General features: G+C 49.8%; 21 protein-coding genes. 8 read left to right on the top strand and 13 right to left on the bottom strand.

What is annotated here, in order from left to right; translation table 11 throughout:
• Positions 1-6: 6 nt before the first annotated feature.
• From FPE01S_RS18505 to FPE01S_RS18485, 5 genes are read left to right on the top strand one after another with little or no spacing between them, the layout of a single operon-like run.
• Entirely contained in the window at positions 7-1,038 is a 1,032-nt protein-coding gene (locus FPE01S_RS18505; RefSeq protein ID WP_052955996.1) for an FAD:protein FMN transferase, read from the top strand.
• Between the two features lie 55 nt (positions 1,039-1,093).
• The gene (locus FPE01S_RS18500) at positions 1,094-2,053 is read left to right on the top strand and encodes a formylglycine-generating enzyme family protein (RefSeq protein ID WP_046370488.1); all 960 of its coding nucleotides are present in this window, start codon (positions 1,094-1,096) and stop codon (positions 2,051-2,053) included.
• 28 nt (positions 2,054-2,081) lie between these two features.
• The gene (locus tag FPE01S_RS18495) at positions 2,082-3,428 is read left to right on the top strand and encodes a Gfo/Idh/MocA family protein (protein ID WP_046370487.1); all 1,347 of its coding nucleotides are present in this window, start codon (positions 2,082-2,084) and stop codon (positions 3,426-3,428) included.
• Between the two features lie 35 nt (positions 3,429-3,463).
• On the top strand, positions 3,464-5,113 hold the full coding sequence (locus tag FPE01S_RS18490) for an amidase (RefSeq protein ID WP_046370486.1): 1,650 nt from the start codon (positions 3,464-3,466) through the stop codon (positions 5,111-5,113).
• A gap of 15 nt (positions 5,114-5,128) precedes the next feature.
• Positions 5,129-6,682: a M20/M25/M40 family metallo-hydrolase gene (locus tag FPE01S_RS18485; RefSeq protein ID WP_046370485.1), complete on the top strand. Its 1,554-nt coding sequence runs from the start codon at positions 5,129-5,131 to the stop codon at positions 6,680-6,682.
• A gap of 6 nt (positions 6,683-6,688) precedes the next feature.
• Here the strand turns inward: FPE01S_RS18485 and FPE01S_RS18480 are convergent, their stop codons facing one another.
• From FPE01S_RS18480 to FPE01S_RS18450, 7 genes are read right to left on the bottom strand one after another with little or no spacing between them, the layout of a single operon-like run.
• Positions 6,689-7,651 (bottom strand): pseudouridine synthase, encoded by a 963-nt coding sequence (locus FPE01S_RS18480; protein WP_072054015.1) that lies wholly within the window; start codon positions 7,649-7,651, stop codon positions 6,689-6,691.
• Positions 7,644-9,635, bottom strand: coding sequence for a ribonuclease R (gene rnr, locus FPE01S_RS18475; protein WP_046370484.1), 1,992 nt, complete (start codon positions 9,633-9,635; stop codon positions 7,644-7,646). The genes FPE01S_RS18480 and rnr overlap by 8 nt, the downstream gene beginning before the upstream one ends.
• Positions 9,636-9,644: 9 nt before the next feature.
• Positions 9,645-10,721 (bottom strand): tetraacyldisaccharide 4'-kinase, encoded by a 1,077-nt coding sequence (lpxK, locus tag FPE01S_RS18470; RefSeq protein WP_046370483.1) that lies wholly within the window; start codon positions 10,719-10,721, stop codon positions 9,645-9,647.
• Entirely contained in the window at positions 10,711-11,283 is a 573-nt protein-coding gene (locus tag FPE01S_RS18465) for a 5-formyltetrahydrofolate cyclo-ligase (protein WP_046370482.1), read from the bottom strand. Before FPE01S_RS18465 ends, lpxK begins: the two co-directional genes overlap by 11 nt.
• The gene (bioD, locus tag FPE01S_RS18460) at positions 11,280-11,909 is read right to left on the bottom strand and encodes a dethiobiotin synthase (RefSeq protein WP_046370481.1); all 630 of its coding nucleotides are present in this window, start codon (positions 11,907-11,909) and stop codon (positions 11,280-11,282) included. The genes FPE01S_RS18465 and bioD overlap by 4 nt, the downstream gene beginning before the upstream one ends.
• A 3-nt stretch (positions 11,910-11,912) precedes the next feature.
• Positions 11,913-12,452 (bottom strand): RsmD family RNA methyltransferase, encoded by a 540-nt coding sequence (locus FPE01S_RS18455; RefSeq protein WP_046370480.1) that lies wholly within the window; start codon positions 12,450-12,452, stop codon positions 11,913-11,915.
• Positions 12,443-13,291 carry a DUF3822 family protein gene (locus tag FPE01S_RS18450; RefSeq protein ID WP_046370479.1) on the bottom strand — a complete coding sequence of 283 codons (849 nt, stop codon included), beginning with the start codon at positions 13,289-13,291 and terminating at the stop codon, positions 12,443-12,445. The genes FPE01S_RS18455 and FPE01S_RS18450 overlap by 10 nt, the downstream gene beginning before the upstream one ends.
• A 37-nt stretch (positions 13,292-13,328) precedes the next feature.
• Between FPE01S_RS18450 and FPE01S_RS18445 the strand changes: the two genes are divergently transcribed.
• On the top strand, positions 13,329-14,687 hold the full coding sequence (locus tag FPE01S_RS18445) for an MATE family efflux transporter (RefSeq protein ID WP_046370478.1): 1,359 nt from the start codon (positions 13,329-13,331) through the stop codon (positions 14,685-14,687).
• Here the strand turns inward: FPE01S_RS18445 and FPE01S_RS18440 are convergent, their stop codons facing one another.
• The 5 genes from FPE01S_RS18440 to FPE01S_RS18420 form a co-directional block, all read right to left on the bottom strand.
• The gene (locus tag FPE01S_RS18440) at positions 14,688-15,050 is read right to left on the bottom strand and encodes a dihydroneopterin aldolase (protein ID WP_046370477.1); all 363 of its coding nucleotides are present in this window, start codon (positions 15,048-15,050) and stop codon (positions 14,688-14,690) included.
• 8 nt (positions 15,051-15,058) lie between these two features.
• Positions 15,059-16,009: a thioredoxin-disulfide reductase gene (gene trxB, locus FPE01S_RS18435; RefSeq protein ID WP_046370476.1), complete on the bottom strand. Its 951-nt coding sequence runs from the start codon at positions 16,007-16,009 to the stop codon at positions 15,059-15,061.
• 30 nt (positions 16,010-16,039) lie between these two features.
• The gene (locus FPE01S_RS18430) at positions 16,040-16,924 is read right to left on the bottom strand and encodes a DUF4249 domain-containing protein (RefSeq protein WP_046370475.1); all 885 of its coding nucleotides are present in this window, start codon (positions 16,922-16,924) and stop codon (positions 16,040-16,042) included.
• 65 nt (positions 16,925-16,989) lie between these two features.
• Positions 16,990-17,847, bottom strand: coding sequence for a sigma-70 family RNA polymerase sigma factor (locus FPE01S_RS18425; RefSeq protein ID WP_039132713.1), 858 nt, complete (start codon positions 17,845-17,847; stop codon positions 16,990-16,992).
• Between the two features lie 334 nt (positions 17,848-18,181).
• The gene (locus tag FPE01S_RS18420) at positions 18,182-19,357 is read right to left on the bottom strand and encodes an AIR synthase related protein (RefSeq protein ID WP_046370474.1); all 1,176 of its coding nucleotides are present in this window, start codon (positions 19,355-19,357) and stop codon (positions 18,182-18,184) included.
• A gap of 54 nt (positions 19,358-19,411) precedes the next feature.
• Here FPE01S_RS18420 and FPE01S_RS18415 point away from each other — a divergent pair, with 54 nt between their 5' ends.
• Complete coding sequence (locus FPE01S_RS18415; protein WP_046370473.1) at positions 19,412-20,362, top strand: bifunctional riboflavin kinase/FAD synthetase; 951 nt, start codon at positions 19,412-19,414, stop codon at positions 20,360-20,362.
• Between the two features lie 255 nt (positions 20,363-20,617).
• Here the strand turns inward: FPE01S_RS18415 and holA are convergent, their stop codons facing one another.
• Complete coding sequence (gene holA / locus FPE01S_RS18410; RefSeq protein WP_046370472.1) at positions 20,618-21,613, bottom strand: DNA polymerase III subunit delta; 996 nt, start codon at positions 21,611-21,613, stop codon at positions 20,618-20,620.
• 209 nt (positions 21,614-21,822) lie between these two features.
• On the opposite strand from holA, the gene FPE01S_RS18405 reads away from it, so the two are divergent.
• Positions 21,823-22,797, top strand: coding sequence for a DUF8428 domain-containing protein (locus FPE01S_RS18405; protein WP_046370471.1), 975 nt, complete (start codon positions 21,823-21,825; stop codon positions 22,795-22,797).
• The last annotated feature ends 24 nt before the right edge of the window (positions 22,798-22,821 follow it).

Here is a 22,821-nt window from a genome sequence, read left to right as displayed (position 1 = left end):
AAAAAAATGACGGACAAGCCAAACTATCACTTACAATATCTGCTTCCCCTGCTCATCCTGCTCGCATTTGCCACTAACCTTCACGCTCAGCCGAAGAAATACGCCTTCAGCCGCGAGAAGATGGGATCCCCGTTCGGCATTACGCTATATTCGGAAGACAGCGTTAAAGCCGCCCGGGTTGCTGAAAACTGCTTTAGCCTGGTGGATTCTCTGGTATTCATCTTCAGTGACTATATTGATAGCAGCGAACTGAACCGGCTCGCTGCTTCGTCTGGAAACCCGGCCGGCTTTACCTGCAGCCCGGCATTGTTCGACATCATCAACCAGGCTGCCGGCGCCTGGAAAGCCAGTAGGGGTACTTTCGACATAACACTGGGTCCGCTGACCCGGCTCTGGCGGAAATCAAGAAGGGAAAAAACCTGGCCCGACAGCACATTGGTCAATGAAACAAGGCGTCGCTGCGGATTTGAACATGTTACAATCAACACGCAGGAGCATAAGGTCTATCTCAAACAGCCCCATATGTTACTGGACCTCGGTGGTATCGCCCAGGGCTATATTGCCAAAGAAGTTTTGAACCGCACCCTGCAACTGGGTATCCGCACGGCGCTGATAGATGTGAGTGGCGATATATCCGTCAGCGACCCTCCTCCTGGAAGGCCGGGCTGGCGCATCAGTATTAATCTGCCGGAATCAGAGGAATCAACTTTACCCGACAACCTGGTGCTTCGCCAGCAATCCGTCACTACATCCGGCGATGTTTACCAACACCAGGCGCACAACGGGAAGCGGTATTCCCATATTGTTGATCCCCGAACCGGTTATGGCTCCACAAACATGCGCAATGTGACGGTCATCGCAAAAGATGCCGTGGTGGCTGACTGGCTCACGAAGGCCGGAACACTGCTGAAGATAAAAAAGGCGAAGAAATTGGCAATTAAGTTGCAGGCTGAGATCCTGATTACCAGTTTGCAGGACGGAAAGCTCGAATATCATGCAACCAAAGGGTTTTCCCAATACTGGGAAGAACAAAATTGAACAGCACGCAATCACTTAATAACCTAAATTGTAGCTCCAAAATCGTTACGCTGCAATGAAATTTTTCGGTACGCTGGTGTTTGCCGGTCTTGTGATGAATATGAGTGCGCAAGGTCAGCAGGCAGACTTCAAACCCTATGAACAGACGGTGCCTGGTTCATCCCTGAAATTTAAAATGGTACCCATACCTGCCGGGAAGTTCCGCCTGGGAAGTTCAGACAAAGAAAAGAATCGTCAACCCGACGAATCTCCGGCCCGTGAGCACGAAATCAGTACTTTCTGGATGGCTGAATTCGAAACCAGCCGCGATGCCTTCGATGTTTTCTTTAAAGACGACGCTTTTTCCCAGAACAATACGGCTGACGCCATAACCCGACCCAGCCCCCAGTATATTGATTTCAGCAAGGGAATGGGTAAGGAAGGCGGCTTTCCTGTGAACAGCCTTTCCCAGTATTCAGCCTTGATGTATTGCCGCTGGCTGTATGAAAAAACTGGCGTTTTTTATCGCCTGCCTTCAGAAGCAGAATGGGAATATGCCTGCCGCGCAGGTTCATCTTCAGCATATTTCTTTGGTGACCAACCGGACAAACTGGGTGACTATGCCTGGTTCGACGGCAACAGTGGCAATAAATTTCACAAATCGGGAGAAAAGAAACCAAACCCATGGGGACTTTACGATATGCTGGGAAATGTCAGCGAATGGACCCTGGACGCATATACAGACAATGCCTACGAAGGGTATGCCGAGGGTAGTAAAGACCCACTGGCAGCGTATAGTGCTTCCCGGTACCCCAAAGTTGTTCGCGGCGGCGGATATGACGACCAGCCGGTAAAATTGCGTTCTGCAGCAAGGGTAAAATCTGATCCCACCTGGAATCGCCGTGACCCCCAGATTCCGAAAAGCCGCTGGTGGCTCACAGAAGCCTCTTCTGTCGGCTTCAGGGTGGTGAGACCATTTCCCCAGCCCTCGGCCGAAACAATTCAGGCATTCTTTCAACAATATCTTGGTAAATAATTCTTCTAATAAACTTTCAAACAGCAAGATGACAAACGAAGCTTTCCACAAAAAATCATCCCGCCGGGCATTCATGTTGAATTCCGGTATACTGGCAGGTGGCGCAATGGCAGCACCGCTGTTGTCAAAAGCCAATTATTTTTCCGGAGCAGACGGCACCATCAAAGTGGCCCTGGTTGGTTGCGGTGGTCGTGGTACCGGTGCCGCAATGCAGGCGCTGCTCAGCAAACAGAATGTTAAACTGGTCGCCATGGCGGATGCTTTCCGTGACCGGCTCGACGAATGTTACAAAACACTGACTGCTGACGACATCTCTGATTACAGCAGCACGGTGAAGAATGTAAAAGCAAACGTGGATGTTCCCGAAGAAAGAAAATTTGTTGGCTTCGACGGCTACCTGAAAGCGATCCCGCTGGCCGATGTTATCATCCTGACCACCCCTCCCGGCTTCCGCCCCATTCATTTTGAAGAAGCCATCAAACAGGACAAACACGTATTCATGGAAAAGCCGGTTGCCACTGATCCCGCCGGCGTTCAACGGGTACTGGCAGCAGCAGCAATTGCAAAACAGAAAAAACTTAACGTAGTGGTAGGGCTGCAAAGACACTATCAGAACTCCTACCGCGAACTGTACAAAAGAAAAAACCTGATCGGTGATATCATTTCAGCCCAGGCCTGGTGGAACAATGATGGCGTATGGGTACGCCCGCGCCAGGCCGGACAGACGGAAATGGAATACCAGATGCGTAACTGGTATTATTTCAACTGGCTCTGCGGCGATCATATCAACGAACAGCACATTCATAATATCGATGCAGTAAACTGGTTCAAAGGTGGCTATCCCGTAAAGGCACAGGGCCAGGGTGGGCGCCAGGTACGCAAGGGTAAAGACAACGGGGAGATCTTCGATCACCACTTCGTTGAATTCACCTACGCTGACGGAAGCATTCTCAACAGCCAGTGCCGCCATATCCCCGGTACCATGAGCCGTGTGGACGAACTGCTGGTGGGAACAAAGGGCAAGATCCATTGCGGTGCCGGCAGCATCAGTGATGCCAAAGGTAAATCGCTGTACCAGTTCGATTCGAAACTGGAAAACAACCCCTATCAAACAGAACATGACGAACTGTTTGCGGCAATCGCCAAAGGCGAATACAAGTTTGCCGATGCCGAAAACGGTGCCAGAAGTACCATGACTTCCATCCTGGGAAGAATGGCCACTTACAGTGGACAGATTGTTGAGTGGGACAAGGCCATTAACAGCGGCATTGATATTCACCCCAAAGTATATGCGTGGGATGCACCACCACCGATCCTGCCAAATGCTGACGGATTTTATCCCGTCGCGGTGCCCGGTGTCACCAAATATGTTTAACTTAAAAAGCCCTGCCACCCGCAGGGCTTTTTACTATGAAAAGACGAAATTTTCTCCGCGATGGCAGCCTCGCCTCCCTGGCTATGGCCGGTCTCGCCATTACGGCCTGCCAAAATACATCCGACGCAAAAAAGGATAGCAAAGACACAGCATCCAACGAAAGCAGCAAGTCAGATCAATCCGCAAACGACGATCTGAATGAAACAACTGTCCGCGAACTGCAACGTAAAATGGAAGCCGGTGTACTCACCGCAACTTCGCTGACAGAAGTTTATCTCCGGCGCATTCGCGAAATAGACCAGGGCGGCCCGAAACTGCGTGCCGTGATCGAACTCAATCCCGATGCGCTTTCCATCGCCCGGGCCATGGACGCGGAACGGGCAGCCGGAAAAACCCGCGGCCTGCTGCACGGTATCCCGGTACTGATCAAGGACAATATCGATACGGCAGACAGCATGCAGACCACTGCCGGCGCGCTTGCGATGGAAGGCAACAAAGCTTCCAAAGACGCATTCCTCGTTACCCGTCTCCGGGAGGCCGGTGCGGTATTGCTGGGCAAAACCAATTTATCTGAATGGGCCAATTTCAGGAGCTCCTCGTCCTGTTCCGGGTGGAGCAGCCGCGGTGGTCAGACGCTTAACCCCTATCTCCTATCCCATAATCCCTGCGGCTCCAGCTCGGGGTCAGGCGTGGCAGTTGCCGCCAACCTCTGCGCTATAGCCGTCGGAACGGAAACAGATGGCTCCATCACCTGCCCCGCTTCCGTGAATGGCGTGGTTGGCCTTAAACCTACAGTTGGCCTTGTCAGCCGGTCAGGAATCATTCCCATCTCGCATACCCAGGATACCGCCGGTCCGCTTACCCGCACAGTAGAAGATACGGCAATCCTGCTGAACTACCTGGTTGGTGCAGACGCGGCGGATAACATTACGGTAAGCGCAGCGGCTAACCTGGAAAAGGACTACACCCGCTTCCTGCAAACCGATGCATTGAAAGGGAAAAGAATTGGTATCGAGAAAAAGCCGCAGGGCAAAAACCAGTTCATGCACCGCCTCCTCGAAAAAGCAAAAGATACGATCACCCAGGCTGGCGGTACTATTGTAGACATCGAATACCTCGACAGCATCAGCAAACTTGGCGACGCAGAATTTACCGTGATGAAATATGAGTTTAAATCCGGCGTCAACAAATACCTTGCTGCGGCCAATGGTAAGATGAAATCCTTGCAGGATGTGATTGCTTTTAACAAGGCTAACGAAGACAAAGCCATGCCTTACTTCAAACAGGAAACACTCGAATCCAGCCAGGAACTGGGAGACCTGGAACAGCCAGACTACCTGAAAGCACTGAAAGAATGCCACGATGGATCCAAACAGATTCTCGACAAAGTTATCCTTGAAAATAAACTGGATGCCATCGCAGGCATTACCATGGGCCCGGCCTGCGCCGTCGATCGATGGTATGGTGACCGGTGGGGTGATGTATTCCTTACCCAACCTGCCGCCATATCAGGCTATCCACACATTTCAGTTCCCTGCGGAATGGTATATGGCCTCCCGGTTGGCTTTTCGTTCTTCAGTAAAGCTTTTTCTGAAGGCCCGCTATTGGGAATGGCCTATGCATTTGAACAAATGAATAAGGCAAGGGTGCATCCCGCCTTTACACCTGCTATTCCACAAATATAAATACCCGGAGATCCTATGATATCAATAGCCGCCAGATTCCATTTCAAAGTTGTTCTTGCACTATTGCTGTTCTTATCGCTTCCCGGTGTTGCACAGCCATTATCGCAGGTGCGTGAAATAAGGAAGAAAAAAGAGATCGGCTGGCTGAAAACCTTTTCTGAATTCCTGTCAATTCCCAACATTGCCTCAGACAGTAACAACATCCGCAAAAATGCCGCATTTATTCAGGAAATGATGATCCGTCGCCAGCTCACCAACGTACAGCTCCTGGAGTCAAAAGAACCCGGAGTGCCTCCGGTGGTTTACGGTGAATACCTGGTACCCGGTGCCTCAAAAACCCTGATCTTCTATGCCCATTACGATGGGCAACCGGTGAATCCGGCGCAATGGGCCACGGGGTTACATCCCTTCGTTCCTGCCCTGTATTCTGATGCAATTTTTAATAAGGGACAGGCCATCACTTTACCGGACAGTAACGGTCATACACAACCGGAGTGGCGCATTTATGGCCGCGGCGCTTCAGATGACAAGGCTGGCGTAGCTGGCCTGTTGTATGCCCTTGAAGCTTTGCAGACTGCCCGAATACGACCATCCGCCAATATCAAATTCTTCTTCGAAGGAGAAGAAGAAGCAGGGTCCCCCCACCTGGAGGGAATCCTCAAACAAAACCGGGAATTGCTGAAGGCAGACGGTTGGATCATCTGCGACGGCCCGGTGCATCAGTCGGGAAGAAAGATGATTGCACTGGGCGTCCGCGGAGATGCCCACCTGGAAATTACCGTGTATGGCCCGGTCCGGCCCTTACACAGTGGCCACTACGGCAACTGGGTGCCTAATCCTGCCATGACACTCTCGAAACTCCTCGCCGGCATGAAAGACGACCGGGGACGAGTTTCCATTCGCGGCTTTTATGATGATGTCCAGCCGCTGACAACAGCAGAAAAAAAAGCCCTTCTGGCGGTTCCATCGGCAGACGAGCAGATGAAACATGAGTTGGGTTTTGAGGAAGCAGAAACACCCGGCCAGTCACTGATGGAAGCAATCAACCAGCCATCACTGAACATCAATGGAATGGCCAGCGGCAACACCGGAAAGCTGTCAGCCAATGTAATTCCCACCACTGCCATCGCTAATATCGACCTCCGGCTGGTATTGGGAAACGACTGGCAAAGACAACAACAAAAAGTAATCGATCATATCCGTTCCAAAGGCTTTATGGTGATTGATTACGACCCCACCGCCACAGACCGGCAATCAGGTAAAAAGCTGGTAAAAGTAACCAGGGGACTGGATGGATACAATGCACAACGTACAGACCTTTCCCTCCCGCTTGTGCAAAAAGTAAAACAGGCGGTTCAATCCACCAGTAAAGAACCGATTGTGCTGTTACCAACACTTGGCGGCTCCCTGCCCCTGTATGTTTTTGAAAAACAATTGGGCGCCAAAACGCTTATCGTTCCGATTGCCAACCACGACAATAACCAACATGCAGAAAATGAAAATATCCGTCTTGAAAATTTCTGGAATGGCATCGAGACCTACGCGGCCATCATGACAATCGACTGGTAACTGTACCTATTTTCTTCTGCCGCGAAATGCCTTGTAACTTCCTTTCGCAGGCACTTTGGCCGCAGCTTTGCCGGGAGGCCGCCCTGGTACTTTGTCTGCCTTCTTTTTGGGCTTATGTGCCGCAGGGGCCTGATCAGCCTTCGGTGCTGACCTGGGTGCCGGTTTAGGTGCCGCATCCTTTTTCAACCCAGGCCTTTTTTCCATCTTTTCTGAACGCACTCCATAACTCCGTTTTGCCTTCCTTTTCGCAGAACCGTCAGACGTTTTAAGCGCTTCAAACAACTGATGCTGCTCCGCATCACTGAGATGCCGCCATTTGCCAACCGGCAGCTTATCAAGCTTAACATGCATCACCCTTACCCGCTGCAGCGCCATCGCCATATAGCCAAGATACTCGACCATCCGCCTGATCTGGCGGTTCAGGCCCTGCACGAGCGTGATCCTGAAAGTCTGCCTTCCGGTAACCGTCACTTTACACGGAAGCGTACGACCTTCTGACAGTGGAATTCCAGCTGCCATTTTTTCTGCAAATCCAGGTGCAAGCGGTTTATTGACTTTAACCACATATTCTTTTTCGTGTGTATTGCCAGCCCGCAGCATTTTATTGACGATATCGCCATCGTTGGTCAGGAAAATCAGCCCTTCAGAATCTTTATCAAGCCGGCCAATGGGAAAGATCCGCTTTGGATAGCCAATAAAACTGATAATATTCCCTGCCACCTGCTCCTCCGTTGTAGTAGTGATTCCAACAGGTTTATTGAAGACAAGGTAAACGGGCTTTTCCTTTTGCTGAGGTGTCACAATACTGCCATCCACTTCTACCTCGTCACCATCCGAATAGCGGTTGCCGGGGCGCGCCAGTTCACCATTCAGCAATACTCTTCCGGCCCTGATCAGCTCATCTGCTTCTCTTCGGGAACAATATCCTGTATCACTGATAAACTTATTCAGACTTACTGCTTCACCCATTATTTTTCTTCTTGGAATGTTCTTTCAATGATGCCGTGATTACCCATTCATAGTCAAGCTGCCGCTTGTCAAGGTTGGCAGACACTACCCTTATCCTTACCTTATCGCCCATGCGAAACTTCCTGCCCGACCGCAAACCTGCCAGCATGTAGTCTGATTCGATCAGCCGGAAATCGTCCACCTCCGAAAGGCTTGCGATACTCACCAGCCCCTCACATTTATGCTCTACAGTCTCTACCCAGAATCCAAAGGAGGAAACGCCGCTGATCACCCCGTCAAACTCTTCTCCCAGGAAATTCTGCATGTATTCCACCTGCTTATACTTGTTCCCGGCCCGTTCTGATTCCATCGCCGCGCGTTCCCTTTCGCTGCTGTGTTTGCACTTCTCCTCCATCTTCTTATCGAAAACAAATTTACTGTCAAGCGCGTCCTGCAGCACACGATGTACCAGCACGTCCGGATACCGCCGGATAGGCGACGTGAAATGACAGTAATGTTCAAATCCCAATCCGTAGTGCCCGATATTCTTTGTGGTGTAAATAGCTTTGGCCATGGTCCTGATTCCCAGCTGCTCCAGCACATGCTGTTCGGGGTGACCCTGCACATCCTGCAACAACTGGTTAAAGGATGCGGCAATTTTTTCAGGCGATTTGGTGTCAAAGGAGTGTCCGAATTTCCGTGCGAATGCAGCAAACGGTACCAGCTTTTCTTCATCAGGCTGATCATGCACCCGGTAAGGAAAAGGAATGGATTTTTTGTTGACTTCGATCTTGCCGATGTATTCCGCTACATAGCGATTTGCCAGCAACATAAACTCTTCGATCAGCTGATGCGCCTCTTTACTTTCCTTGATCATGATGCCGATCGGCCTGCGCTGTTCGTCAAGTTTGAACCGCACTTCCTGTGATGAAAAATTGATGGCCCCTTTCTTGAACCGTTGCTTCCTGAATTTCTGGGCCAGGTTGTTAAGCAGCAATAGCTCCTCTTTATACAGCCCTTCTTCTGATTCAATCACTTCCTGCACTTCTTCATACGTGAACCGGTGATTGGAATGAATCACCGTGCGACCCAGCCAGTGCTCTTTCACCTCTCCCTTTGCCGTAATGTGAAATACTGCGGAGAACGTAAACTTATCTTCATGCGGCCGGAGCGAGCACAGTTCATTGGAAATGCGTTCCGGCAACATCGGGTTCACCCTGTCGGGCAGATAAACAGAAGTGGCACGCTGATAAGCCTCCTTATCCAGCGCAGTGTCCGGTTGCACATAATAACTCACATCGGCAATATGAACGCCGATTTCGTACCCTGATTTCAGTTTCCGGATCGACAAGGCATCATCAAAATCACGGGCATCCACCGGGTCGATGGTAAAGGTGAGGATTTCGCGAAAATCCCGTCTTGCAGCAATATCTGCCTGCGATAATATTTCCGGAATACGGGCAGTCTCTTCCAGAACATCTTCCGAAAACGTCAGGGGAAATCCATTTTCCAGGATGATCTCCTTCATGGCCAGGTCATTTTCAGCTACATCTTCCAACACCTCAATAACTTCCCCGAGCGGTTTTTTTCCCGGCTCCCATTCGAGCATCCTGACCATTACCCTTGCACCGTTCGTCGCACCGTTTACATTGGACAGCGGAACAAAAATATCAGGCATCGGCTTATCACTTTCCGGCAGAAAGAACGCAAATGTTTTGCTGATCTCCAGTTTGCCCACAAATGCCTGTTGCTTGCGGTCTATTACCCTTGATACCACGCCCTGCATCCGGCCGTTTCTGGCAGCAGGTTTGGTTACCCTGACTTCCACCGTATCGCCATGCATCGCTGTATTAAAATCACTGGGCCTCACCAGGACGTCCTGCTCCAGCTGATCGATCACTACAAATCCCATCCCGCTCCGGGTGATGTCGAGCTTACCGGTCCAGGTGGGCAATACGCGCTCCTTGCCTTTTTCCTTTTTCTTTCCTGCACGCTTTTTACTCATTTTGTTGTATTAGGATTGAGCGGAAAACTCCTTAATAAATTTACCAATTAAACCAGTAAAGCGCTCCGTATCATGAAACAAAAACTGCATCTCAATCGGGATCACAAACAAAGGCATATCATGCAGTTCCTGCCTGAATTTGATGAGCCTGACCGCGTCTTTTTCTGTAGTCAGAATGATCTTGTATTTGCCGGTTAACTGCTGAAACCGCTTGCGGATCTCCCGCAGGTCATCGATACTGAAAATATGATGATCACTGTACGTCAGCTCCTCATAGGTACGGCAATGATCATTCAGCAGTTTTTTCAATGGTCTCGGGTTCGCTATTCCGGTTACCAGCAGCACTTCCACATCAGGGGTAAGCTTATAATGCTGTTTGTCAGTAATGTGATATAATTCTCCGTAGTGGATCGTGGAAAAAAACAGCGCCTGCCCGGGAGCCAGCGACAGTTCTTCCCGGATCGCATCGGCTTCCTGCCTGGATAAATGCCCCGGGCATTTCGTCACCACTACCATATCGGCCTCCCTGGCTCTCCGCTTCTCGTCGCGAAGGTCACCGGTCGGAAGGTACCAGTCCCGCGTATACAGGTTATTGAAATCAGTCAGCAGTATATTCCAGCCGGCACTGATGGACCTGTGCTGAAAAGCATCGTCCAGGATAACGCATTCGGTTTCCGGATGATCATGAAGCAACTGCGGCAGCGTTGCCACCCGGTCCTCCCCAACGGCAACTGCCACATCGGGAAACTTCAGGTAGAACTGCATCGGTTCATCGCCAATATCCAGCGCATTCGTATGTCCGTTAGCCAGCACATATCCCCGTGTTTTCCGCTTATACCCCCTGCTCAACGTAGCCAACCGCCGTTCGCGGCTCAGGAACTGCAACAGGAATTCCACCATTGGCGATTTGCCCGTACCACCAGCAGCGATATTCCCCACACAAATTACCGGCAGGGCAAAACTCGAAGTCGGGAACAATTTGAAATCATAACATTTGTTCCGGATGAAAATAATGAGATAGTACAACAGGGAGAAAGGAAACAGAATGATCCGCACCGGCTTCAATAATGGGAAATTAAAATTCATAGACGGTTTCTGGAGTGATGCAGGCATTTAAAGGTACATCAAATTCATTGATCCCCGGAATGACATCCACCGGTGGAAAATAACTGATACCCAACCGAAAACAATCCGGACGGCATCGTTCAAGGAACCGGTCATAATAGCCTTTACCATATCCCAGACGATGGCCGTGCTGATCAAAGGTCAGCAATGGAACCAGTACCAGGTCAATTTGCAGGGGATCCCAGACGGGACCGCTTTTCGGCTCTCCGATGCCGTAAGGCCCCTTTACAAACCGCGTATCATCATCAACACCTATCGCTTCCATCCTGCTCTCCTCAGGATAGGTTTTCGGGTAGGCAAGTGATAGCCCCGGGATCCTGAACTGCATAAAATCTGTCAGCAAAAAACTGCTGGGTTCGTGACTTTCAGCCAGCGACCAGAAAGCCAGTATGCTTTCCGGAAAACCTGGCAGGGACCATTCCTGGAACCGGATGAGCACGAGGTCATCCAGTTTGCTGCGTTCACTATCAGTCAGGGTCAACCGCTTCTCCCTGTATATTTTCCTCAGATCTGTTTTCGTCATAAAAATGTTTTGAGTGGCGGAACAAGTTTCGCCTGTTCCCGTACAAATGCCACGTCAACTGTTGTTGCGGGCAGAATGGAAGCAATGATGGGATATCCGGTCCTTGCTGCAATCTCCTCTTCATAATTCCCGAAACGGTCATTGAAGACCCAACCCAGCACATCCAATCCGTTTTGGCTGCAATACGCCGCCGTAAGCAGGCTGTGATTGATACTGCCCAGGTAATTCCTGCTTACCAACACTATTCTTGCTTTCATTGTTGCCGCAAGGTCTGCCATAGTTTCCCGGTCGTTCAGCGGCACCAGTAATCCGCCTGCTCCTTCTATCAGTAGAGGCTGTGCTGTTTCCGGTTTTGCTTTCACCAGTGCTGCCACGGTGATCTCCAGTGATTCAGCCTTTGCTGCAATATGCGGAGATGCCGGCATCCGTAATACATATTGTTCGGGGAAGATCGTGGAGACCGTTTCATCTGTATGAGCCGCCACCCACTGCCTGTCGGTACCGTCTTCATACCCGGCCTGTATGGGTTTCCAGTAGGCCGCTCCCCAGGCGCTTGCCAGTACGGCTGAAACCAGCGTCTTTCCGACCCCGGTGCCGATTCCCGTTACAAAAATGGGACGTTCCATACCCTACCGGTTGATGAAAAAGGAAAACAGGGTCGTTCCATATGACCTTGTCTGAACAAATTTTTCAAAGCCTTCATATTTGTTGCGGGGGGTATGTTCCAGAACAAACATACCGCCAGGCTTCAACAATCCTTTGGCAACAATCTGGCGGGGGAGTTCATCGATCGCTTCGAGCGCATATGGAGGGCCTGCAAAAATAAAGTCGAACTGATCATTGCAGGAGTCGATGAATTTAAATACATCCGATTTAATCACTTTCAGGTGATCAAGTCCGAACGATGCTGCTGTTTTTTGAATAAACGCATACATTGCCGGGTCTTTTTCTACAATCGTCTGGTCTGTCGCTCCACGGGAGGCCAGTTCATAACTGATACTGCCTGTACCGCCAAACAGATCCAGTGATTTCAGACCTTCGAATTCGATATTTTGTTGTAAGATATTAAAGAGGCCTTCCTTCGCAATGTCCGTGGTAGGACGTGTGAACGGCATTTTTGCCGGAGGATTTACCCTTCGGCCACCCAGCTTTCCACTGATTATACGCATGTTGCCATCTGCATTAAGGGCGTGAAATAATGAGCAGGCTGATCGTCCAGCTGACGCAGATCCCAGGTCAGATCCCCGGGTACCGCGGCAACGCGGAGATTAAGGATATACTTTTTCAATTCAGCGTAAAGTGACGACTCAAGATCGATCCAGCCATTAAAATGCACTTCCGCTGTTTCTGGTGAAAGGTCATATTGTGACAGCACGGCCAGCAGGTAATAACTGATGTCTTCAGGCTGCTGGTACTCGTATTGTTGCAGCAGTAACCAGTCTTCCTTCCGCACCGCCATCACCACGTGACTGGCCTCAAACAACATAAATGCCTGTCCATCCGCGGCTGTTGGCTGTTTTTCCAGCCACGCCATCCATAGACTATACAAATGCCGGTGAACAGTTATGCCATTCACGGCAGATAAAGTATGATAAGCTTCTGTGCTGATCCGGTAAACAGTATAATCCTGCCTCCCGGTAATCTGTTCCGTTAAAAGTGTTCCTTTAAACAGGTCTCCGAACTGCAGGTCCAGCAACTCTTTACCGTTGTCAACATTATAAAGGGAAGCCGGTACAATGGTTGCCTGCTGGCAGTCATGTACTACGACTACCCTGCCCCATTGCCTTGTCCATTCCCTGTTCTCCGCCAGCCACTCAGAGAGTGCAGACAGAGATCCTGTTTCGGCAGTTTCCCGGTCAAATTCCACCATAGAAAATCTAAGGGGTTTCCGGTCGCGGTCAGCCACCAGCATCTGCAACCCGGCATTATTTACCTGCAACAGCAGGATGGCTTCAGCAGGCTGGCCGGCAGTGCCCAGCTCTAATTCAAATCTTGTTGAATATGACATATTGATCGCTGCAATAATACATTATTTTCGGACTTCTATGTCCCAGGCAATTCCAACTGCTGACCTCCGTGTAACGGCTACCAACCGCCAGATTCTGGCGATTGCCCTGCCGATCAGCTTCTCCATTTTCGTACCACAAATCAATTTCATCACCAACAATATTTTCCTGGGGGGGCTTGGTGAGAAGCCACTTGCTGCTGCCGGCATCACCGGTGTATACTACCTGATCTTCGGAGTTATCGGCTTCGGTCTCAACAACGGTCTGCAGGCCATGATTGCCCGCCGCGCAGGCCAGCAAAGGCCGGAAGCTATCGGTAAACTGTTCGCCCAGGGCGTCTATATTGCCATGGCCATCGCCGCCCTTGGCATCATCTGTACCTGGCTCCTCGCCCCGCTGGTACTCAATTACTCCCTGCAGGATCCGGAACTCAGGAGCACCTGCCTGTCGTTTCTCAGGATCCGGATTTTCGGGCTGCCCTTTCTCTATGTCTACCAGATGCGCAATGCCCTGCTCGTTGGCACGAACCAAAGCAGGTTGCTGATTTGGGGCACAGCTGCTGAAACCATCGCAAACATAACACTGGACTATAGCCTGATCTATGGCCGCCTTGGATTGCCCAGGCTGGGCTTCAATGGCGCCGCAGTTGCTTCTGTAATCGCTGAAGCCATCGGTATGCTGGTAGTTTTTGCTGTCATCGAATGGAAAGGCATCAGTAAACAGCTCGCTTTATACAAAGACCTGCGGCCCGACTGGCCGGAAGCCAGGTTGCTGCTGGTGCAGTCTTCGCCGCTTATCCTGCAGTATGGCATCAGCATCCTCAGCTGGGAATTCTTTTATATACTGATAGAACACTATGGCTCCAGGGACCTTGCCATCAGCAATACCATGCGGAATATCCTTGGTTTTTTTGGGGTGTTCACCTGGGCATTTGCCGCCACCAGCAATACCATGGTGAGCAATATTATCGGCCAGGGAAAAGATGAGGAAGTAGAGCCGCTGATCCGGAGAATCGTAAAACTCAGCCTGTATTTCTCACTGGTACTGATAACCCTGCTCAATATTTTTCCGGGATCTATCCTGCAGATTTACGGACAGGGAGAATCCTTTGTCAGCATGGCCATTCCCGTTATGCGGGTGGTCTCCCTCGCGATGGTGATGATGTCTTTTGCTACGGTATGGCTGAATGCGGTCACCGGTACCGGTCATTCCAAAGTCAACCTGCGCATTGAACTCGTGGCCATCATCGCGTATACGATCTATGTATACCTGGTGCTGCGGGTATACAAACTGCCGATCAGCATTGCATGGATGTCGGAATGGCTTTACTGGATCATCCTTTTCCTGCTGTCTTTCTTCTATATCAGGAGCGGCCGCTGGAAAGGAAAGGTAATCTGATCACCTGTCGAATTCCTGTTGCAGCGTAATGCCCACCTTACCCTGGAAATTAGCCAGCGGCGCATTCAGTTTGTAAATCGACAACCTGACAACGCGAACGGATGCATACCGGTGCCTGATCTTCTGAATGATGCTAAAAGCCAGTTCCTCCAGCAGTGGCGTCGGTATATTCATGCGCTGCCGCACGATCTGCAGCACGTCCTCATAACTGATGAGGTTGCGGATATCGTGCACCTTATCCTTCTTTACCGTGTATTCGATATCGACATTCACTTCGAAATCATTACCCACTTTGTCTTCTCCTTCATACAGGCCATGCGCTGCATGAAATACCAGTTTATGTAAATGAACAGTCAGTAGCATATCAATAATTAATGTCCGAGTCCGGAAAGAAATCTTTCAGCATCAAGGGCAGCCATACAACCACTGCCGGCAGCAGTTACCGCCTGGCGATAGGTTTTATCCTGTACATCACCTGCTGCGAACACGCCTTCAATATTGGTCTTTGATGTGCCGGGAATGGTTTGAATATAGCCGGATTCATCCATGGTCAGCCAGCTGTCAAAAATGGCAGAATTAGGCTGATGTCCGATGGCAACAAAGAATCCGCTCAGGGGAATTTCAGTTTTTTCGCCCGTCTGATTGTTACGCACAACCGCAGCGGTTACCTTCTGATCACCGATCACCTCAATCGTTTCGGAATGCCAGTAAACCTTGATATTCGGTGTAGCTTTTACCCGGTCCTGCATCACTTTGGATGCCTTCATTCCGTCTTCGCCCTTACGAACGATCATATGCACGGTTGAAGCTAATTTGGAAAGATAAACCGCCTCTTCACAGGCTGTGTCGCCGGCGCCAACGATGGCAACTTCCTTACCGCGGAAAAAGAACCCGTCACACACAGCACAGGCGCTGACCCCAAAACCATTGAGGCGCTGTTCGCTTTCCAGTCCCAGCCATTTGGCAGAAGCACCTGTGGCGATGATTACGGCATCTGCTGTAAGCACCTTTTCCTCATCGATCTCTACCTTGAAAGGTCTCCGGGAAAAATCTACCTTAGTCGCCAGTCCGAAACGGATATCGGCACCCATTCGTACCGCCTGTTTTTCAAAATGGACCATCATTTCCGGGCCCTGAACGCCATCGGCATAACCGGGATAGTTTTCCACTTCTGTGGTAATGGTAAGCTGTCCACCGGGCTGGATACCCTGGTATAATACAGGTTTCAGGGCGGCACGGGCAGCATAAATTGCAGCAGTATATCCGGCGGGTCCTGATCCGATGATCAGGCAATGAACGTGTTCGGACGGAGTTTGATCCATGTATTCTAAAATTTGAGTCGGCAAAAATAGTTATTTGGGAATAATGATACTCTTATACTGAACGGCATAACCGCCAAAATAACCAAGCGCCCCGTTGGAAACGTTCCCCAGCACCTTCGTGGGGGAAGAAAAGGGACTGCCGATACTTTGATAATTGTATTCCATCGTTCGCCAGAAATCATAAGTGGCTTTGTCTATATTGGCAAACTTGACAATTACGGTGTCACCACGGTCAAAAAAGCTATAGTCCTCAAAATCTATCTCCTCATTCCGGTTCACCCCTTTCTCTACCTCAATCGTGTAAGACTGACCATCGACAATCTGATCATCATATACTGAATTCAATCCAGGCAGATATGCTTCATGATTAACGGAGGTAAAATACCGGATATAGTTCCCGAATCCCGGGGGATCAGTCACAGCTGCCAGTAATACAACCTTGTTGGTGTCAGGATTGTTCGGACTTGGCATCCATCCCAGCGAATCAATCCTTTTGGTCAGGTCCGGGATCACAGTTGTGGCGGCATAACGCTGGTCTTCAACCGATATCTGCAACTGGTAGGTCTTTCCAAATTCCCCCAGGAAAGCAGTCGCAAGATCGCTGGAATCTATCCCATAATAATAAACAGTAGCTTCCGGTGCCTCAACGGCATATTCCTTTAACCGGTGCGTCAGGGTTCCATTGGATACGGTGATATCCGCACCATGAACAAATGAGCTTTCCAATATTTCCGGGGTGATCTCACTGAAATAATCAAGGCTTCTCGAAAGAACCACCATCGGCGGTTTGGTCGACTCAATGCTGCCGTCTACCACCAGTTTGGGTGGTTGCTCATCCAGGTCAAAGCTGACAGCCTTTTCACATCCGTAAAAAGTCAGCAACGCCAGTAAACAGATAGGAAGCCCCCTGTACATGTTCGCAATATACCATAAAAGGAAAATCCTGCCGTGGGCAGGATTTTCAACAATTTTCCGGGTAATTAACCCAGGTATGCTTTCAGCGCATTGCTGTAACGGGCTTTCTGAAGGCGCTTGATCGCCCTTTCCTTGATCTGGCGGATACGCTCTTTGGTAAGATCGTATTTCTGGCCGATCTGTTCGATCGTAACGCCATTTTCACCGTCCAGTCCGAAATAGGCATTCACGATTTCTGCCTCACGGGGACTGAGTGATTTCAGCACACGGCGAATCTCATTACGCAAAGAATCCTGCATAACATCTTCGTCCGTGTCATCTGAACCTTCCAGCAGGTCGCCCATGGCAACATCTTCTGCTTCGTGAACCGGTGCGTCCAGGGAAGTATGACGGGTGTTGCTCTGGAAAATATTATTGATCTCGGTTTCACTCATTTCCAGGATCTCGGCAAGCTCTTCCGTTGAAGGCTCCCTTTCATGTTCCTGTTCAAAAGCCATATAGGCTTTATTGGCCTTGTTATAAGTACCAATCTTGTTCTGTGGTAACCTTACGAGACGACCCTGTTCTGCCAAAGCCTGAAGAATCGACTGACGGATCCACCATACAGCGTAAGAGATAAATTTAAAACCCTTGGTCTCATCAAAACGCTGTGCAGCTTTGATCAGACCCAGGTTACCTTCATTGATCAGGTCACTGAGGGAAAGACCCTGGTGCTGATATTGCTTAGCCACAGACACGACGAAACGAAGGTTCGCCTGTACCAGTTTGTCCAGCGCCCGCTGGTCACCCATTTTGATCCGCTGCGCCAGAGTTGTTTCCTCTTCCGGCGTGATCATGGAGATTTTGGAAATTTCCTGGAGATACTTTTCAACCGCCTGGGAGTCACGGTTGGTAATCTGTGTAGCAATTTTAAGCTGCCTCATGCCTGTCTATTAATATTATAAATTATGCTCGAATGACGCTTACGGTTCGCCGGGGGTTGCAGATAGGTAGGTTAAGGTTAGGCGAAAATCGTCTTGAACTGTCTGCAAAAATAATCACAAGGTTAGAGAAATCATAGAGCCTGTGGATAATTATCTGCTTTTTACAGATAAATATTAACCCGAATGCGATACAGCCTTGTTGATAAATATTTGCGTTCCGTTATACAATACAATTACTTCTAAATTCTTGCCAAATTCTTCCCCATTATTATCAACCTTCCCCGATTATTTCCCCATCCCTTCCGGATCATCCCGGGTCACCCTTTTCCTTGACTCAATACGTCACCAAACTGCTGTCGGCTGCGGTGAGTATTAGATTTTTTTTAACATCTTTTTCCACCCGCCCGATAACCTGTGCCGCTATGCCCAGTTCCGTTGCTGCTGCGATCATTGCCGGTGCTGCGGAAGCCGAAGTGAATAATTCCAGCCGCTGCCCCATATTGAATACCTGGTACATTTCGCGCCAGTCGGAACCTGAAGCGGCTTTCAGTATATCAAAAACAACAGGAGGTTCGAAAAGGTTGTCTTTCACGATTCTGAATGGTTGCGGCAGGTATTTCAGGCACTTGGTCTGTCCTCCGCCACTGGCATGTACCAGCCCATGAACCTCCGGGAAAAAGTCTTTCAGCAATAACTTCAGCAAAGGGGCGTAGGTCCGGGTGGGTGACAATAGTAATTTTCCGACCGGAATTTCACCGAAACCTGACACTTCCACAGTATCAGTCATCCGGTGCGGTCCGATATACACCACGGCATTATCCAGGCCTGTATCAAAAGATTCGGGGAAGGCCGCCGCATAATATTTATCTAATGCATCGTGCCGTGCACTGGTGAGCCCGTTGCTGCCAAGGCCACTGTTATAGGATTGCTCATACAGGGCTTTTCCGGCACTGGCAAAACCAACAATCACGTCCCCATCCTGGATCCGGTCATTCGTCACAAGATCCTTTTTCGGCCAGCGGGCGGTCATCGTTCCGTTCACCGCGATGGTGCGTACCACATCACCTACATCGGCAGTTTCGCCGCCCAGGTAATGAATATTGACCCCGTATCCCTTCATTTCATCAAAAAACTCCTGCGTACCGGAAATAATCGCTTCGAGTACCTCCCCCGGGATCAGCCGTTTGTTGCGGTCGATGGTGGAGCTGAACAGCAGGTTATCATGGATTCCAACACAAAGCAGGTCGTCGATGTTCATCACGATAGCGTCCTGGGCGATGCCTTTCCAGACAGAAATATCGCCGGTCTCCTTCCAATATAAATATGCGAGAATACTTTTGGTGCCTGCACCATCGGCGTGCATGAGGTTCACCCAGTTGCTGTCACCGCCAAGGAAATCCGGATAGATTTTGCAGAATGCGTTCGGGTAGAGTCCCTGATCGAGTTTTTCGGTTGCTTTATGAACTTCCTCTTTTTGTGCGCTGACACCCCTTTGGGAATACAAACTCATGGCGCAAAATTAAGTACTTATTCCCCTATTCTCCTAATTTTGCCCCCTCGCTGCATGCAGGTTCACCGTAATATACAGGAGTTGCCGGCCTTCCGGAACGCGATCGTAACCATTGGAACTTTCGACGGTGTGCACCTTGGTCACCGGTCAATCATCGGCCAGCTGAAAGCAGTTGCCGAAGCCGTGAACGGGGAAACGGTAATCATCACCTTCCACCCTCACCCCCGCCGGATCGTGGGTAAAGAAGCACAATCGGTTCAGCTGCTTACCAGCCTGCCGGAAAAAATCAGCCTGCTCCGTGAGGCTGGCATCGATCACCTGGTGGTAGTGCCTTTTACCCAGGACTTTGCTTCCCAGGCTCCCGAGGATTATGTCGAAACCTTCCTTGTAAAACGTTTTACCCCCCATACCCTGATCATCGGTTATGATCACCGGTTTGGCAGAAATCGCGGTGGCGACTTCCAGTTGCTGGAGCAATACGCCGCCTCCGGCCTTTTTTCACTGGTTGAGATCCCGGCCAAACTGCTGGAGACTGCCACCATCAGTTCCACCCGGATCCGGACCGCCCTCCTGGAAGGGGATATCCGGCTGGCGACGTCCCTCCTGGGCCATCCCTATTTTTTTGAAGGGATTGTGGTGAAAGGCAACCAGCTGGGAAGAACGATCGGATTCCCCACCGCCAATCTCCAGCTGACGGACAACGAAAAACTAATCCCCGCCAACGGTGTCTATGCCGTTACCGTAGAAAGGATCGATCCCAGCACCGGCCTGAAAACACAGCTTAAGGGAATGATGAATATAGGGGTGAGGCCCACGGTCGACGGGTTGAACCGTACCATTGAAGTCAATATCCTGGACTTTAATGAAGATATCTACGGCGAATACCTGCAGATCACTTTCCACCAGTGGCTGCGCGCGGAACAAAAATTCGACGGTCTCCCCGCACTCCAGGCGCAACTCGCGCACGACCGCGACAATGCCCGGCTGGCACTCCGCCACCTTTGACACTGCAACTCCCTGTAAATCAGCTTAAAACTAGTCTAATAGTAACTTAATCCTTGCTTTAACCTTGCTTCAGAAGCAAGGTTCTCATAGGGAAGAAGCAACTTTAAAGCAAGGTTAAGGCAACTTTAAAGCAAGGGAAAAATCGCTGACTGTCTTGTCCTAAAAGCTTCAGCCTTCGCTATCGCTACGGCTGACTATGTCGGCAGGCAATGCCAAACTTCAAACCTCAAACTTCAAACCTCAAACCCTCCTGTATTACATCATCTTCCCCACCATCTCCCGCATCAGCTGTGCATCCGTTGCCGGTGCGGAATCCACTCCCACCGATTTCAGGTTGTACTGATGCAGCAACAACAGCACCTTTTCCACGCCCTCATAATCATACCGCGTCGCTGCCGCCAAATAGTCTTTTACAAAGAATGGCGAAACGCCGAGTGCAGCAGCAACTGATTTTTCATCCCTTGCCGGAACACCAAACACCTGGAAAACCTTGCTGAAGAAATTGTATAGTGCCGGCAGCACCATCTGGATCGGGCCGGCCTTCGGGTTTCCTTCAAAATAGCGGATGATCCTGATAGCCTTAGGATAGTCTTTTTTAGCGAGGGCATCCTGCAGCTCAAAAACATTAAATTCCTTACTGACACCAACAAACTGCTCAATGTCATCTTCGGTTATGCCTTTCCGGTTGCCCAGGTTCACCAGCAGCTTATCGATCTCATTGTCGATCCGGCTAAGGTCATTCCCGATATGATCTACCAGCAGGGCAAGCGCCTTCGGCTGGATCTGGTATCCTTTGGATTCTACCAGTTTTTCCGTCCAGCCCGGCAGCTGGTTGTCATACATCTTTTTGGTCTGGAGCAGTTCAGTTTTATCTTTCAGGATTTTGGCAAGCTTGCTGCGGCCGTCAACTTTCTTCTCTTTATGGGCCACTACCAGCACGGTAGACGACAGCGGTTTGGCAATATAGCCTTCCAGCTTGTCCAGGTCTTTCATCTGCTGCGCTTCTTTCAATACCACCACCTGCCTTTCCGAAAACATGGGATAGCGCATGCAGGCATTCACCACATCAGTCCAGTTTGCTTCCCGCCCATAAAAAACGGTGAGGTTAAAGCCGGCTTCGGCCTCAGTCAGCAAATGCTGTTCCGCCTCACGGGTCAATTTATCAATATAGTATTCCTCCTCCCCTTCCAACCAGTATACCGGTTTGAATTTTTTTTTCTTCCAGTCGTCCAAAATTGATTCTACAGACATGTGCATTACTTGGGGATGCAATAATAATTGAAAGATGGGAAAAAAGTCAGAAATTAGTGTGGGCCTGATTTTCAGCTTTACCGGAATGCTGACTGGATGTGGAATATAAATTTCTGGCACGGTTTTAGAAAAGGCCTAGATGAACACAATCACTAAAACCTTTTACAACCCGACATTAACCATTTCTAAAATTCCAAAAACAAATATCAATGAGTACGACAAATTATCCTTCAGCAACCCCCTCTCAGGAACCTAAAAAGGATTATAAAGGCCTTATCATCGCCCTTCTGGCAGCCGGCCTCCTGGGTACCTGGGGTTACTTATTGTGGAACAACAATAAGAACGAACAGACCATTCAGCAGAAAGAAGCTACCATCGCACAGGTAACTGACGAGAAAACAGAATTGCAGCGCAACTTTGATGCATCTCTCGCCCGCCTGGATTCTGTAACCGGCAGCAACAACGCGCTGGAAGGTAAACTCACTGAAAAAAACAGCGAGATCACCAAACTGAAAGGTGAGATCCGCAGCATCCTCAACAAAAAGAATGCTACTGCAGCTGAACTGAAACGCGCCAAAGAACTTATCACTACCCTGAATGATAAAGTTGCCGGCCTGGAGCAGGAAGTTGCCCGCCTTACTACCGAAAACACGCAACTGAATACCGACCTCACTGCAGAAAAAGGTAAGACCACCCAGCTGACTTCAGACCTGGCGACTACCACTTCTGCAAAGCAGGAACTGGAAAAAACAGTTGACATTGCTTCAACCCTGAATGCTTACAACATTGCAGTAACACCCATCAACGAAAAGAACGGTGGCAAAGAGAAAGTAACTACCTCTGCCAAGCGTGTTGACAAACTGGTTGTTTCTTTTGATGTTGACAACCGTATCGCTCCTGCAGGAACTGCTGACGTGTACGTTGTGGTAACCGGCCCTGATGGCAAACCTGTAGCCCAGGAAGCACTTGGTTCCGGAACCTTTACTACCCGCGAAGAAGGTGAAAAGCCTTTCACTGCGAAAGTTCCTGTAAAAATCGAAACTGCCAAGAAAACCGCTGTTGAATTTGCCCTGAAACAAGGTGATAAATTCCAGAAAGGCAACTACAAGATCGAGATCTATCACAATGGATTCAAGATCGGCGAAGGAACACGTGAACTGAAAAAAGGTGGCCTGTTTGGATAATCTGATGCGAAAGTATATTACAAG

This window comes from Flavihumibacter petaseus NBRC 106054 (assembly GCF_000974785.1).
GTDB lineage: Bacteria > Bacteroidota > Bacteroidia > Chitinophagales > Chitinophagaceae > Flavihumibacter > Flavihumibacter petaseus.
The sequence above is the reverse complement of the archived record's forward strand: the minus strand, read 5'-3'. Positions and strand labels throughout refer to the sequence as shown.